The organism is Bradyrhizobium algeriense (assembly GCF_003062295.1).
GTDB lineage: Bacteria > Pseudomonadota > Alphaproteobacteria > Rhizobiales > Xanthobacteraceae > Bradyrhizobium > Bradyrhizobium algeriense.
The window spans coordinates 660,858-675,400 of record NZ_PYCN01000002.1; the positions used below are offsets into that span (position 1 = coordinate 660,858).

Below are 14,543 nucleotides of genomic sequence, written 5' to 3' on the forward strand. Positions count from 1 at the left end.
AGCCTGCCATCCGGCCTATTCGGCTGCAAGCGGCTTTGTCGCCTCGGCTTTCAGTTCGGCGCGGGTTTTCGGCTTACCCTTAATTTTGAGGTCTTCGAAATCCTGCCGGTCGCGGACGCTGTTGCGGAAGATTTGTTCCTTGCCCGGCAGATATTGCGGCGGACAGGCGATATCGGCGCCATACCAGGCCGCCGCCCGCATCGTGAACGACGGATCGACCAGATGCGGCCGGGCCAGCGCGACGAGGTCGGCTCGTCCCGCGGCGAGGATGGTGTTGACCTGATCCGCCGTCGTGATGTTCCCGACGCACATGGTCGCGACCCGGGCCTCGTTTCGGACCTGATCGGAGAACGGCGTCTGGAACATCCGGCCGTAGATCGGCTGCGCGTCGCGCACGGTCTGGCCCGTGGAGACATCGACCAGATCGACGCCGGCCTCGGCGAACGCGCGCGCGACCGCGACTGCGTCGTCGCCGGTGATGCCGCCCGCGGCCCAGTCGGTGGCGGAGATGCGAACCGACATCGGCTTGTGCGCCGGCCATGCCGCGCGCATCGCCTCGAACACCTCCAGCGGATAGCGCAGCCGGTTGGCGAGCGTGCCGCCATATTCGTCGGCGCGCTGATTGGTCAGCGGCGAGATGAAACTCGCCAGCAAATAGCCGTGCGCGCAATGCAGCTCCAGCATGTCGAAGCCGCAGGCCTCGCCGCGCAGGCTAGCAGCGACGAACTCCTGCTTGACGCGGTCCATCGCGGCGCGATCCATTTCGCGCGGCACCTGGCTGTCGGGGAAGTAAGGCAATGGCGACGCCGAGATCGTGTCCCAGCCGCCCTGCTCCAGCGGCCGGTCCATGCCCTCCCACATCAGCTTGGTCGCGCCCTTGCGGCCGGCATGGCCAAGCTGCAGGCAGATTTTGGCGGCGGAATTGGCGTGGACGAAATCAACGATGCGCGTCCACGCGGCCTGCTGCTCGTCGTTCCACAAGCCAGTACAGCCCGGCGTGATGCGGGCGTCGCGGCCGACGCAGGTCATCTCGGTGAAGATCAGCCCGGCGCCGCCGATGGCGCGCGAGCCATAATGCACCAGATGGAAATCACCGGGCACGCCCTCCTTCGCCGAGTACATGCACATCGGCGACACCACCGCGCGATTCGCAACTTGCATCTCGCGCAGCTTGAACGGCTGGAACATCGGCGCCACCGGCTTGTCGATATCGACATCGAAGCCCTTGGCGCGCACCTGTTTTGCAAAAGCCTTGTCGACCTCGCGGACGAATTCCGGCGCGCGCAGCGTGAGGTTATCGTAAGTGATCGCCTTGGCGCGGGTCATGACGCCGAAGGCGAACTGCACGGGATCGAAATCCCAGAAGCGGTCGACATGTTCGAACCAGACCAACGACACGTCGGCGGCGTGCTGGGTCTTCTCGACCTCCTCGCGCCGGCCATGCTCATAGGTCTGCAATGCGCCCTCGACCGTCGGCGCCTGCGCCATCGCATCGGCAAGCGCGATCGCGTCCTCCATCGCGAGCTTGGTGCCGGAGCCGATCGAGAAATGCGCCGTGGCCTTGGCGTCGCCAAGCAGCACCATGTTGTCCTTGACCCAGCGCTGGCTGCGGATCATCGGGAAATTGCGCCACATCGAGCGGTTGATCAGCAGCGGATGACCGTCGAGGAACCAGCCGAAAATCTCGGCCATGCGGTCGGCGGATTGCTGCTCGCTCAAGCCTTCGAGCCCGGCGCGCTGGAAGGTTTCGGCATCGGTCTCGAAAATCCAGGTCGAGCGTCCCGTCTCGTATTGATATGCGTGCGCGATGAACGGACCCCACTCCGTCTCCTGGAAGATGAAGGTGAAGGCATCGAGCGGTTTGGTCGAGCCCATCCAGGCGAACTTGTTGGAGCGCAGGTCGATCTGGGGCTGGAAGTGTTCAATGTATTTGTCGCGGAAGCGGCTGTTGATGCCGTCGGCCAGCACGATCAGGTCGGCATCGGCAAATCGCGCTTCGTCGTCGATATCGGTTTCGAACAGCAGCGTCACGCCGAGTTCGCGGGCGCGTTCCTGCAGGATCAGCAGCAGCGTCCGCCGCGAGCAGCCGCAAAAACCGTTGCCGCCGACGCGGTGGACGGTGCCGCGGAAATGCACGGCGATATCGTCCCAATAGGCGAATTCCTGGGTGATGCGGCGGTAGCTCGGCGGATCGTATTTCTCGAAATTGTCCAGCGTCGCGTCCGAGAACACCACCCCGAAGCCGAACGTGTCGTCGGTGCGGTTGCGCTCATAGACCGTGATCTCGGCCTGGGGCCGCTGTTTCTTCAAGAGGATCGCGGCGTAGAGACCGGCCGGTCCGCCGCCGATAATCGCGATCTTCATCTACCGCCTCCGAAACAGGCTGTCGGGCAAGTTCGGAATTACTTTAAGCCTAAAATAATTTTGGGGCAAGGGGGCTTGGTCGGTCCGTAGCCCGGATGGAGCCAACGGGTCGCGCGAACGCGCGCCCGATGACAGGCTCCGCGTAATCCGGGATTCTCGCGCCATCGGACGGAATCCCGGGTTTCGCTGCGCTTCACCCGGGCTACGGTCCCATCAATTCCCCTGGAATACCGGGGTCCGCTTGTTCGAAAACGCCTCGAAGGCGCGGGCGAAATCTTCCGTGGTCATGCAGAGCGCTTGCGCAACCGCTTCGGCCTCGATCGCCTCCTCCACCGACATCGCCCATTCCATCGCCAGCATGCGCTTGGTCATGGTGTTGGCAAAAGTCGGCCCGTCCGAAATCTGCTTGGCCAGAAGCTGCGCCTGCGGCAGCACTGCATCCGGCGTGACAATACGGCTGAAAAAACCCCAGCGCTCGCCCTCCTCCGCGGTCATGAAGCGGCCGGTGTAGAGCAGTTCGGAGGCCCGCGACTGCCCGATGATGCGCGGCAGGATCGCGCAGGCGCCCATGTCGCAGCCGGCGAGGCCGACCTTGTTGAACAGGAATGCGACCTTGGCGCCGGTGGCGGCCAGGCGCAGATCCGAGGCCATCGCGACGATCGCGCCCGCGCCGGCGCAGATGCCCTCGACGGCAGCCACGATCGGCTGCGGGCACGCACGCATCGCCTTGACGAGATCGCCGGTCATGCGGGTAAAGGCGGTCAGCCCCTTGGTATCCATCTGAATCAAGGGACCGATGATCTCGAACACGTCGCCACCGGACGAGAAGTTGCCGCCCGCGCCTGACACGACGATGGTCTTGACCTCGTCATCCATCGCGCAGGCGCGGAAGAAATCGGTGAGTTCGCGATAGCTTTCGAAGGTCAGCGGATTCTTTCGCTCGGGACGGTTGAGCGTCACCGTGGCGACGCGATCGACGACGGCCAGCAGAAAATGCTTCGGCGAATAATCGGCCAGCGGCAGCGTGACGGGGTTGGCGGGCTTGCTCATGATCTCTCCCTGAATTTAATCGTTATCGATGTGGCGGCCGATCAGACTTCGCCGCCCGCCACCGCAATGGCCTGTCCAGTGATGGCGCCGGCGCCCTCGCCGCAGAGCCACAGCACGGCGTCGGCTACCTCCGATGGGGCAACAAGGCGCCCTTGCGGATTATGTTTCGACAGTTCCGCAATGGCTTGCTCGCGGCTGCGGCCGGTCTTCTTGATGATGTTGTCGATCGAGCCTTCCAGCAGATCGGTTTCGGTGAAGCCGGGGCAGACGGCGTTGACGGTGATGCCGCTCTTCGCCGTCTCCAGCGCCAGCGAACGGACGAGGCCAATCACCGCGTGCTTGGCCGCGCTGTAGGCCGAGACATAGGCATAGCCCTTGAGGCCGGCGGTGGAAGCAACGGCAACGATCCGCCCGTGGCGGCGCTCCGTCATTCCAGGCAATACCGCCTGCGTGGCGTGGACCACACCCATGAAATTGACGTCCATCATCCGCTGGAACAATGCCGCATCGGAGCGGCCGAACGGCGAAGATTCCGCCGCGCCCGCATTGGCAACGAGGATGTCGATCGGTTGCCGCGCGGTGGCCTCCGCTATGGCCGATTTGACCGACGCCTGATCGGCGACGTCGGCCACGGCTGCGAACTGCGCCGCGCCGGATGCCACGGCTTCGTCCAGCGTCGCGCGGTTGCGGCCGAGCACCGTTACCGTCACGCCCGCTTTCGACAGCGCCGCCGATATCGCCAGCCCAATGCCGCGCCCGCCGCCGGTGACGAGCGCATGGGAGGAACGCGACAATGGGGACATCGGTCAAGCCTCCTGGATGAGGGTTCAGCATATATTTTAAACTTCAAGCTTTTGCAAGGAAGCGGGCGAGCATGGTTGCGGCGGTCCGGTAGCTCGGATTGGGCACCGTTCCCCTCCCCGTCATTGCGAGCGTAGCGAAGCAATCCATAGCGCGGCAAGCGGAGAGATGGATTGCTTCGCTGCGCTCGCAATGACGTGGATATAGTTTCGCGATCTCGCGACGCATTGCGCCCGAGGTTTACTGGAGAACTCCTGCCCTCTCCAATCAGAGGGCGCAGGGAAGACCGGGTGCTTGCTGCACCCGCGGTCTCGCGTGCGATTTGCGCAAACAAAACTGCACACGAGCATACAGGGCAGCGGGAGCATTCCGGCCTTCCCTGCGCAATGGCTTTACGGTTTACTTCGTGCTCTTCCCGGAGAACGGCTCTTTTGCCTCCGTCGCCCCCAGAAGCGTCGCTTCTTAAGGACTTAACGCCAGCACCGCGGCGCCCGAACCACACGACTTCGCCGTACGCGTCCGGCGCGTACGTCTAGCGCGCCCTTTGCGTCCATCGCATCTCACCGCACGTTCGTGACGATCGCGAGCGCCCCTCAATTGGGTGAGACGGGCGGAGTTATGCAGTTGATTTGGGCGACAACGAAAGCGGAATATTTTTGATTACTGGGGTTGACACGATTTCGGAAAATCAGAAGTGATTTGCCTGACTAGTGGCTTTTGTCGCACCCATTGCCTCCACATCGTCATTGCGAGCGAAGCGAAGCAATCCATAGCGCGGCTTGCGGAGAAGTGGATTGCTTCGCTTCGCTCGCGATGACGCGGATATGATTTCGCGATGCTGCCGCGATGGGATTTCACCGGGCAGCTCACTCCGTCCGCGTTTCCCGGCCCTTGAACAGATGGACGATCGCGTTCGCGTAGTATTGCAACAGCACGAGCTCTTTCGGGTTGGCGCGGTAGGTGTCGTCGGTCTCGATCACCAGATGGCGCAGCGTCAGCATCCGCAGGCCGACGGAGATGGCGTAGTCGCGGTCGGCGCGCGGGATGTGAACATAGCTTCCGAGCCGTTCGAGGTCGTCGATCAAGGTTGAAACGCGGCCCTTGATTTCGAACAACGTCAACGGCTGGTCACCTGCCTCCAGCATGGCGGTCGAGACCAGCGAGACCGGCAGCGCCGGCACCACGCGGCCAACGGCCTCCATCAATTCGTTGCCGAGCCTTTCAACCTCGATGCGGCGCGGCTCCGGCGCGAGAACGCGGAAATCGATCTTCCTTGCCTCGACATAATTTCGCAGCGACACCGGCACGCCAAAACTCACGCAGGTATATCCGAAGCGATGCCACTCGCCGCGCATTGCCAGCCAGAGATGGCGGAAGAAATGGCGTGCAAAGGTCGCCACGTTGAAGCCGAACACCGGCTTCTTTCCCGGCTCGGCACTGGCTACCGAAGTCAACATGCGGTCCTCCAGCACGCGGTCGTAGTTGACGGCGACCGGGATGAACACCACGTCGCGCGGACCGAGCGGATCGAAGCCCGCCACCATGTAACTCAACAGCCCGAATTTCGGCGGACGCAGCTTTCCGTCGCGGCTGAGCCCGCCCTCCGGGAAAATCGCCTGCGTGACACCCGCTGCGGTAGCCATGTGAACATAGCGCGAAAGCACTTTGCGATAGAGCCCTTCGCCGGAATCGCGCGCGATGAAATAGGCCCCCATCGAGCGGATCAAATTGCTGAGGCCCCAGACCTTGGCCCATTCGCCAACGGCGTAGCTCAGCGCCGACGAGGTAGCGGCGACATAGGTCACCAGCACGTAATCCATGTTCGAGCGATGGTTGATGACGAAGATCACCGACGCGGTGGGATCGACGGCGGCCAGCGCCTCGTCGTTGCGGACGCCGATCCGAACCCGGTACAGCATATGGGAGACGGCGCGTGCGATCCGCGTCCCGACGTGAAAATACGCATAAGCGCTGAACGCCGGAACGATCTCGCGGGCGTAGCGCCGCACCTTTTCCATTGCGACTTCGTTCGGCACGCCGGTCTCGGTCGAATATTCTTCCGCCGCCCGCAGCACTTCCGGGTCGAACACCAGACGATCGGTCAGCACCTGACGCTTGGTCAGCTTGAAGGGCTGAATGCGAAGCTTGAGTTTGGTGTTGAGCTCCTCGATGGCGCGATTGGCGCGGCGACGCAGCGCCCAGCGCACGCTGGGAATCAGGATGCGATCCAGCGCCGCCAGGATCGCGAGGATCGCCATCAGGACGACGACCCAGAGCGGCAAGCTTACCTGCGACCCCATGCAAACCCCGATCCCGCCTCACCCGCGACGCCGTGCGTCGCCGCTCCGCTGCGTCACGATACGGTCTGGAACTCCATTGTGACAAGCGCTCCGAGCCTCGAGACCGGCCGATTTCGGGCGATCGGCCGGCATGTTCGCAACCGCGATATCGACGACGTTCGTTCGAACCAGGGTGCGTACTCTTAAATCGAGCTTGATCGGCGCTGCTTGATCGATGTCCGCTATGCCCTGGACAGCAAAAGCATATGGTCTAGTCTTCGTCCGGCTCGCGCACGACCGGCGGCTCGTCGCCGCTGTCCTCTTCGTCCTCTTCGTCCTCGTCCTCGTCGTCTTCATTAGGATCTCGGGGCGGCATCGTGTTGCCCATGATCACGAAGGGACTCCTGTCGATCAACCTGGTCAAAAATTCCTCGGGGATGTGTGGGGTCATGTTGTTACTCCTCGGGTGTGGGGGAACTTGGCTTCAGTCCGCCCGACGCTCAAGCCGTCCTACCCCAGGGGAGGAGGGTGATGCGTTTGGCAGCGTCGGTGCGTTAATCGCGCCGCCCCCACCCGCCTTCGGCGAGGGAGCAAGCCCGCCATAGCGTTCGCGTCGGCGGCAACCTGCGCTGGGGTTGCGCTCGGACGAGGCTAATGCGCCAAGAGAACGGGGCGTGCCGAAGCGTTCTTAAGGATGTGGCGCGTAGCCCCGCCCAGAAGCATCTCGCGCAGGCGGCTATGGGAATAGGCGCCCATGATCAGCAGGCCGGCTTCATGCTCTGCCCCCGCCGCGAGCAGCGTATCGCCCACCGAGCGCAATTCCGGTGCAACCACCTGCGCGGTCGCAGCGATGCCATGACAGCGCAAATAGGCAAGCACCTCCGCCTGCGAGGCTTGGCGATTGCTGGCGTCCCGATCAACGCTTATGACCCGCACTGATTTGGCGAGTTGCATGAACGGTATGGCAGCCGAGACCGCGTGCCAGCATTCCGCGCTCTCGTCCCAGGCGATCATCACGCTGTCGGTCAGATCACTCTGCAGGTGAGCCGGCGCCAACAGCACGGGGCGACGGGTCTGCAGCAGCGATTGCTCGGTAATGGCCATGAACGACTCCATCACGGTGGCGCTTGCGGCGACCATTAGGTCGAAGGCAGCGGCCCGTTGCGCCGCGATTTCCACATACGATCCCTCGGCTTCGCGCCAGGATGCTGCGAGCGGGCTGCCGGGCTCGTCGTTCGCCGATAGCATCGGGATGCCAACTACCGCGCAGGCCTGCGCGAAAACCTCACGCGCTTCCCGCGTAGTTCGCTCCCGTTCCTCGGCGTACCAATTTACCGATGCGGCGGTCACCGCTCGTCCCATTTCCGTGGCAGTTAGGCCGCTACGCGTGACACCGCTACGTGTGACCGGCGGCGGCTGACTGATGAACAGTGCCTGGACGTGAGCCCCCAATGCCTTCGCGGCAGACAGGGCCGTCTCAATTTGGCCGGTGTGACTGGCTGAGCCGGGAAGTGGAACCAGAATTCGCTTGATACTCATGAGAGCCTCCTGCGATGCCGCCGTTTGCGACCGACAGACGGCATATGTGTGTTGAGCCGAAAGCGAAATCGCGCAATAGGGCCTGATCCATAACTCCCGGAATCGCCCCAAAGTTCCGGAGACCCGCAGGTGTGTCGGTTGCCGACACTAGCCCGGCATGAAGGCATTGAATGCGGCCCAGAGCTGCTCGCGATGGCGGTCGTCTTCCTGCAGGATTTCGTGCTTCGCACCCGCAATCACGCGATGCGATCCCGCCGGCAGATGCCGGGCAAACGCTGCAATGGCCGGGGTCGATACGATGGTGTCGTCACCTGCCGCTAGCATCAGGACCGGCTGGTGAACCCGGCCGGCAAACTCGCGCGAACGAAACTCGACCATCGCGGCAAAGGCCGCGTCGAGCCACGCTACCGTCGGCGACGCGATCCCGAGCGTCGGATCGGCCCCCAGGATAGAAGCGTTGCGGGCATAGCGGCGCGGGTCCGAGGTCAGGGGATTGCCGGAGAAGTGCGTTGACTTGATCAGGTCGGCATTGCCGCCTGGAATAAACCGCTCGCCCATTCCACCCGCGCGCAGCATGCGCATCAGGCCGCGCATCGGCAGCGAAGTGCGCAGACGCGGCAGGTCGATCATCGGCGCGCAGAGCACGAGGCGTTCGAACATCTCAAAGCCGGCATGCGCGACGCGCAGCATGATCGCGCCGCCCATCGAATGGGCCAGCGCAAAATAGGGCGGCGGACAATCCGGCAGCACCACCTGCTTGACGAAGGCCGCCACGTCGATCTCGTACTCTGAAAAATTCTGGACATGGCCCTTGAACGGATTATCCAGCCGGCGCGAGGAATGCCCCTGTCCCCGCCAGTCGATCATTGCCACCGCATAACCGCGCTCCCGCAGATCGCGCACCGTTTCGAAATATTTCTCGATGCACTCGCCGCGCCCGGTGAAGACGCAGACGGTCCCCCTGCCGCCAGCCAGCGCCGCCCAGCGCGCAAAGCGCAACGTGGCGCCATCCGGCGTCCCAATCGTTCCGGCAAACGCACCCTCCGGAACAGGATTGGCCGGTATCGACAGCAGCGTCATGGCGCTGATGTCCAGGCTGCGGTTTGGCGAAAGACCACCTGACGGCAACGAACAAGACGCCAGGTCGTCGGCCGCGGCATCTAGATGATCCCGTTGTTGCGAAGCGCGGCGATCGCATCCGCGTCGTAGCCGATATCGGCCAGCACGCGATCGGTGTGCTCGCCGAGCGTCGGCGGGCGCGTCGTGATCTCGCCCGGCGTCTTCGACAATCGCACGGCGGCGCGTACCGTCGGCGCGGGCTTCGGCAGGCCCGGATAGTCGACATCCTGCATGAAGCCGGTGGCGCGGATGTGCGGATGCTCGAGCGCCTGTTGCGGGCTCAGCACCGGTCCGGCCGGAATCATCGCTTTGCCCAGCGTATCGACCGCTTCCTGCGTGGTGCGCTCGGCGCACCAGCGCGCCATCCGCTCGCTGATGACAGGACCGTTGTCGCCGCGCTTGAGGTCGTCGGCGAAGCGCGGATCGTTCAGCCAGTGATCCTCCTCGCCCATCAATCTGGCCCAGCGGATGAACAGCGGATGGCCGGTGACCTGGCACAGCACCCAGCCGTCTTTGGTGCGGTAGATGTCGGCGGGCGCCGCGGTCTGGCCGAGATTGCCGGTCGGCACACGATTGGCTGATATCACTGCCTGCTCGATCAGTGTGGCGTTGGTGAAGGAGAGCGCAGTCGCCAGCAATGCGCCCTCGACGATCTGCCCGCGCCCGGATTTGCCGCGCTCGATCAAGGCGGCGAGCGTGCCGAACGCGCAATGCAGCGCGGTGCCGAAATCGACCCAGTTCACCGCGGCGCGGTACGGCGGATCGCCCTTGCCCGTCATGTACACTGCGCCCGACATCACCTGCCCGACGCCGTCAAAACCGACGCGGTCGGACCACGGCCCGGGCCCGCCGAACGCGGTTGCCGTGGTCAAGATGATGTCCGGTTTGATCGCCTTCAGCGATTCATAATCGAGCTTCATCGCGCGCAGCGTCTGCGGCGGCAAATTGGCAACGACGACGTCAGCGGTGGCGACCAGCCGGCGCATCACCTCCTGCCCCTCCGGTTTCATCGGATCGAGCGTGATGCATTTCTTGTTGCGATTGACCTGCAGGAACAGCGCGCCCTCGCCGCCTTCGCCCACGGGCGCCACGAAACGATCCTCGCTGCCGTCGCGTTTCTCCACGCGAATGACTTCCGCACCGAATTCGGCCAGCAAGGTCGCGCAATACGGCCCCGCGATATACCGCCCGAAATCGAGGACGCGAACGCCCTCCAGAACTCCCCCCATCAATCTTTCCCTTGTTCTTGCTGCGCGATTGCGCCGAGCCTTCTATCATGTTGATGAATGCATAGGACAACCATACAATCACTGATCCTGTTCGAATGGAACATCCAGAATGACCTTGACTGCACAACGGCCCTATCGCGGTGTTTTCCCCGTTGCTCCGACCATCTTCGACGACCGTGGGGAGCTCGATCTCGCGGGGCAACGCCGCTGTATCGATTTCATGATCGACGCCGGCTCCAATGGCCTGTGCATTCTGGCCAACTTCTCCGAGCAGTTCGTCCTGACCGATGCCGAGCGCGAACAGGTGATGCACGCGGTGCTCGAGCATGTCGCCGGCCGCGTTCCCGTGATCGTGACGACGACGCATTTCGGCTCGCGCATCTGCGCCGAGCGCAGCCGCCAGGCCCAGGACGCGGGGGCTGCCATGGTGATGATCATGCCGCCCTATCACGGCGCCACTTTCCGCGTGCCGGAAAAGGGAATTTTCGACTTCTATCGCACCGTGTCTGACGCCATCGACATCCCCATCATGATCCAGGATGCGCCCGTTGCCGGGACGCCGCTTTCGGTCGACCTGCTGGCCCGCATGGCGCGGGAAATTCCGAACATCCGCTATTTCAAGATCGAGGTGCCGATGGCGGCGGCGAAGCTTCGCGATCTCATTGCGGCCGGCGGCGACAGCATCGAAGGGCCCTGGGACGGCGAGGAAGCCATCACGCTGATGGCCGATCTCGATGCCGGCGCGACCGGCGCCATGACGGGTGGCGGATACCCTGACGGCATCAGGCAAATCGTCGATCCGTATCTTGCGGGGCGCCGGGAAGAAGCGATGGCGGCCTATGGGCGCTGGCTGCCGCTGATCAATTACGAAAACCGGCAATGCGGCTTGCAGGCCGCCAAGATCCTGATGCAGGAAGGCGGCGTGATCGGCTCGGACGCGGTTCGTCATCCCTTGCAACGGGTTCATCCGGCGGCGCGCGCGGGTCTCATTGAAATCGCCCGCCAGCTCGATCCCGTCGTGTTGCGCTGGGGGCGGTAATAACGTCTTCATCACGGCTAGATGCAAAAGCGCACGGAAACGGAACCTTCGTTTCGGTCAAACATAAAAATTGCGGAGGATCGACATGACCGAACAACAGACCTTTGCATTGCTGCTTGGCGAGGCGGCCATGGTCGTTTGGGGAGATATGCCGCGCGACATCCAGGAAGCGCTGTTCGAAACCGCGATGCGCGAGCGGGAGGATTTGCGCCACGACCTTGCCTGCCTACTGCATGAGCGTCATCCCAGGACACAGCACCCGGCAAAACCGGCCTGACGGTGAGAACCCCTAATCCGAGAAGGCGACATCGGCGATGACGGGCAGATGGTCCGAGCATGTCCGGGCCTTGCGGTCGGTCCAGGCCGAGCGGATCAGCCCGTCGCGCGTGACGTAAATCCGATCCAGCCGCAGCAGCGGAAAACGCGAGGGGAATGTCCGCAACCGTGTCCGAACCGGGCAGGCTTGGGCCAGTACCCCGCGCACTGACCTCACCCAGAGCCAGTCGTTGAAATCGCCGAGCACGAGCGTTCGCTTCGGCTGCACTAGATCAACCAGGGCATGGGCCTGAGCGTGCCTTTCATGGATACTCAAACCGAGATGAGTGGCAACGACCGTCATCTCGCCCGCACTCGATTGTATGCGCGCCGAAATAGCCCGGCGCGGCTCTCGTTCCTGATACGAGACGTCGACGATTTTCGGCGCCTCGGCGAAGGGCCACTTGCTCAGCAGCACCTGTCCATAATCGCCGTCCTGTGTGATGATCGAACGGGCATCGATGCTGTGGTCTCCGACCGCTTCAGCCAACCGGGCAAAGGGATCATCGGTACGTCCGCGCGAATCGACCTCCTGCAGCGCGACAACGTCGGGCGACCAGTGCCGGATGACCGAGCAGACGCCGTCCAGATGGAAACCCGGATTGAGGTGGAAGATGCCGTGCACGTTCCACGTCATGATGCGCATGGCGGGCGTCACGTTCTTCGTCCCGCCATCCACGTCACCAGGAACTGCACGCCAAGACACAGCGCGATCCAGGCTATGATCGCCAGCGCCAGCAGCACCGCATTCGTCCACGAGGCGTTTCTGGCGAGATCCGCGATCTGCGCGCCGAGCGCGGCCATGACCGCGATCCCCGGCGCCATGCCGAGCACGGTGCCGAGCAGAAAATCGCGCAGGCTGAGCTTGCTGGCGCCCGCCACCAGGTTCACGATCGAGAACGGGGCGATCGGCACCATCCGGATCATCGCGACCGCGACGACCCCCTTGCCGATGATGCGGCTCTGAACCCGCGCGGCCCGGCGCCCGAGCAGCCGCTGCAGCCGCGCCTGGCCCAGCACGCGGCCGATCGAAAACAGCGTGAGTGCGCTGAGCAGCACGCCGGCGCCGGCGCTGAAGAAACCCATCCACGGCCCCAGCGCCGCCGACGTCGCCGCGATCAACACCAGCACCGGAAACACTACCAGCCCGCCGACGACGAAAGCGGCAATCGCGAACAGCGGCGCGAATTGCGTCCGCGCGGATTGCGAAATGGCCGAGGAGACGAAGCCGACGTCAGCGAAATCGCGTAACGACGTGTACTGCCAGGCTAGCGCCAGGCCGGCGAGCGCCGCGGCCAACCCCGACACGGCCAAAATGGTTCTTGCCGTCCACATCCGATTGGCGGCGCGATCGAGGTGAAGCGGCTCTCGGGGATCGGCGACGGGCTGCACCATAGTTGCCACGCTGCCGGCCGTCGCGGCCGGGTCGATCGGCCGCAATAATTTCGCGCCGCCCGCGTCCGGCAGGCGGTCGAGAAATCCAAACAGATCGGCTTCGTTGCTTTCGATCTCCCGCTCTTCGACGCCGCAGAAATGCCCGATCAGGCCGCGGCGAAGCCGGGCGATATAGTCCCGATGCGCGCCGGACGTCGCCTCGAAGGCGAGATCGCATTCGGTGTCGGCGCCCATCGAGCGATTGTTGAGGTTGGCCGAACCCACGCGCAGGATGCGGTCGTCGACGATCATCACCTTGCTGTGCACCATGACGACGGCAGCCTGGTCCGCATCCCTTGTCGATGGATAGAGAAAGCGAATCCGGTCCATGACGCCTGCTGCTACGAACTGGGCGATGAATCCGCCGCGGCCGCTCTGCATGGCCTGCGATTCGAACCAGGACGAATGCATCTTCGGCGTGACGATCAGAACGCGAAGCTGTGGCACATCCAGCATCCGCTGCGCCAAGAGGCGCGCGATGTCGGTGGCGCTGGTGAACTGGTTCTCGATATAGATGAAGCGATCGGCCGCATTGATGGACGCCTTGAACAGAAGCGCGACCTCGTTCACGCCGGCTTCACTCGCGGTGGCGATCTCGGTCCGCGCGATGCCCACCGTCATTTCCCGGCATTGCACCGGCACCGAGGCCGGCCAGCGCTCGCCCTTGACGGATACGGTTGTTTCGACCGTGCAGCCGGCGGCGCGCCACCTGTTCTCCGCCAACTCCGTCAGGCTGACCGCGGCTTTCCCATCCACCATGCATTGCACGTCGTGAAACGGCGGATAGGGCTTGCCGTCGGGATCGGTCCGCAGCGGATGATGGGCTTCATGCGCGCTGGTGTCCCAGCGCCTTATCGTGAGGTCGAGACCGCCGACGAACGCAAGCGCGCCGTCAATGACGACGATCTTCTGGTGCTGCGACGACCCCAGAGGAAGGCTGGAGTCGAAACAGAAACAAAGCCGGTCCGCCGTTTCCGAGGTGAATTTGGCGGCTGAATTCCACTCCCGCTCCGCCGCGTAGAGGGCCGGGAATTTCCAGCTCAGGATGTTGATCCGCAGCTCGGGCTTCGCCTTCAGGAGCGCTTTCAGAAACGCGCCGAGCTCTTCCGGATAACCGTCATCGGCCTGCCCGGAAGGCCCGACGAGCCGGGTCAGGCTGTGGATGTCCCAGCCGATGATGTAGACTTGGCTCGTCGCGAGCAGCAGCGCTTCCCGCAACGCAGCGAAATATGCGGCTGCGTCATTGAGGATTGCCAGCCGCCCTGCCTTGCACCTTCTCCAGATGGTGTCGCCCGGGATGAGGATGGATGAGCTTTGCAGCAGGCGGCACCTCGGCAAAACATGGCGTGTGAGCGCGGGACTACGCGCGCAGGC

Annotated in this window: 12 protein-coding genes; 2 read left to right on the forward strand and 10 right to left on the reverse strand. The window is 63.7% G+C overall.

Annotated features, from left to right (window positions below):
- Positions 1-15: 15 nt before the first annotated feature.
- The 8 genes from C7G61_RS07175 to C7G61_RS07210 form a co-directional block, all read right to left on the reverse strand.
- Positions 16-2,364: a bifunctional salicylyl-CoA 5-hydroxylase/oxidoreductase gene (locus C7G61_RS07175; protein ID WP_108513369.1), complete on the reverse strand. Its 2,349-nt coding sequence runs from the start codon at positions 2,362-2,364 to the stop codon at positions 16-18.
- A 213-nt stretch (positions 2,365-2,577) separates the two neighbouring features.
- Positions 2,578-3,414: an enoyl-CoA hydratase family protein gene (locus C7G61_RS07180; protein ID WP_108513370.1), complete on the reverse strand. Its 837-nt coding sequence runs from the start codon at positions 3,412-3,414 to the stop codon at positions 2,578-2,580.
- 41 nt (positions 3,415-3,455) lie between these two features.
- Positions 3,456-4,217, reverse strand: coding sequence for an SDR family NAD(P)-dependent oxidoreductase (locus C7G61_RS07185; RefSeq protein WP_108513371.1), 762 nt, complete (start codon positions 4,215-4,217; stop codon positions 3,456-3,458).
- Between the two features lie 864 nt (positions 4,218-5,081).
- Entirely contained in the window at positions 5,082-6,515 is a 1,434-nt protein-coding gene (locus C7G61_RS07190) for a 1-acyl-sn-glycerol-3-phosphate acyltransferase (RefSeq protein WP_108513372.1), read from the reverse strand.
- A gap of 250 nt (positions 6,516-6,765) precedes the next feature.
- A complete protein-coding gene (locus C7G61_RS07195) occupies positions 6,766-6,945 on the reverse strand; it encodes a hypothetical protein (RefSeq protein ID WP_108513373.1) in 180 nt (59 codons plus the stop codon).
- Between the two features lie 200 nt (positions 6,946-7,145).
- Complete coding sequence (locus tag C7G61_RS07200) at positions 7,146-8,033, reverse strand: universal stress protein (RefSeq protein WP_108513374.1); 888 nt, start codon at positions 8,031-8,033, stop codon at positions 7,146-7,148.
- 147 nt (positions 8,034-8,180) lie between these two features.
- On the reverse strand, positions 8,181-9,113 hold the full coding sequence (locus tag C7G61_RS07205) for an alpha/beta fold hydrolase (RefSeq protein WP_108513375.1): 933 nt from the start codon (positions 9,111-9,113) through the stop codon (positions 8,181-8,183).
- Positions 9,114-9,193: 80 nt separating this feature from the next.
- The gene (locus C7G61_RS07210) at positions 9,194-10,381 is read right to left on the reverse strand and encodes a CaiB/BaiF CoA transferase family protein (RefSeq protein ID WP_108513376.1); all 1,188 of its coding nucleotides are present in this window, start codon (positions 10,379-10,381) and stop codon (positions 9,194-9,196) included.
- 109 nt (positions 10,382-10,490) lie between these two features.
- Here C7G61_RS07210 and C7G61_RS07215 point away from each other — a divergent pair, with 109 nt between their 5' ends.
- Both C7G61_RS07215 and C7G61_RS07220 read left to right on the forward strand, forming a co-directional pair.
- Positions 10,491-11,420 (forward strand): dihydrodipicolinate synthase family protein, encoded by a 930-nt coding sequence (locus C7G61_RS07215; RefSeq protein ID WP_108513377.1) that lies wholly within the window; start codon positions 10,491-10,493, stop codon positions 11,418-11,420.
- Between the two features lie 85 nt (positions 11,421-11,505).
- Positions 11,506-11,697 carry a hypothetical protein gene (locus tag C7G61_RS07220; protein WP_108513378.1) on the forward strand — a complete coding sequence of 64 codons (192 nt, stop codon included), beginning with the start codon at positions 11,506-11,508 and terminating at the stop codon, positions 11,695-11,697.
- Between the two features lie 12 nt (positions 11,698-11,709).
- Here the strand turns inward: C7G61_RS07220 and C7G61_RS07225 are convergent, their stop codons facing one another.
- Positions 11,710-12,393, reverse strand: a complete 684-nt coding sequence (locus C7G61_RS07225; RefSeq protein WP_244608160.1) for an endonuclease/exonuclease/phosphatase family protein — start codon at positions 12,391-12,393, stop codon at positions 11,710-11,712.
- Positions 12,390-14,387: a VTT domain-containing protein gene (locus tag C7G61_RS07230; protein ID WP_244608161.1), complete on the reverse strand. Its 1,998-nt coding sequence runs from the start codon at positions 14,385-14,387 to the stop codon at positions 12,390-12,392. The genes C7G61_RS07225 and C7G61_RS07230 overlap by 4 nt, the downstream gene beginning before the upstream one ends.
- Between the last annotated feature and the right edge of the window lie 156 nt (positions 14,388-14,543).

Coding starts and splice junctions, on each gene's coding strand:
- C7G61_RS07175 (WP_108513369.1), bottom strand. CDS start 2,364: ATGAAGATCGCGATTATCGGCGGCGGACCGGCCGGTCTCTACGCCGCG.
- C7G61_RS07180 (WP_108513370.1), bottom strand. CDS start 3,414: ATGAGCAAGCCCGCCAACCCCGTCACGCTGCCGCTGGCCGATTATTCG.
- C7G61_RS07185 (WP_108513371.1), bottom strand. CDS start 4,217: ATGTCCCCATTGTCGCGTTCCTCCCATGCGCTCGTCACCGGCGGCGGG.
- C7G61_RS07190 (WP_108513372.1), bottom strand. CDS start 6,515: ATGGGGTCGCAGGTAAGCTTGCCGCTCTGGGTCGTCGTCCTGATGGCG.
- C7G61_RS07195 (WP_108513373.1), bottom strand. CDS start 6,945: ATGACCCCACACATCCCCGAGGAATTTTTGACCAGGTTGATCGACAGG.
- C7G61_RS07200 (WP_108513374.1), bottom strand. CDS start 8,033: ATGAGTATCAAGCGAATTCTGGTTCCACTTCCCGGCTCAGCCAGTCAC.
- C7G61_RS07205 (WP_108513375.1), bottom strand. CDS start 9,113: ATGACGCTGCTGTCGATACCGGCCAATCCTGTTCCGGAGGGTGCGTTT.
- C7G61_RS07210 (WP_108513376.1), bottom strand. CDS start 10,381: ATGGGGGGAGTTCTGGAGGGCGTTCGCGTCCTCGATTTCGGGCGGTAT.
- C7G61_RS07215 (WP_108513377.1), top strand. CDS start 10,491: ATGACCTTGACTGCACAACGGCCCTATCGCGGTGTTTTCCCCGTTGCT.
- C7G61_RS07220 (WP_108513378.1), top strand. CDS start 11,506: ATGACCGAACAACAGACCTTTGCATTGCTGCTTGGCGAGGCGGCCATG.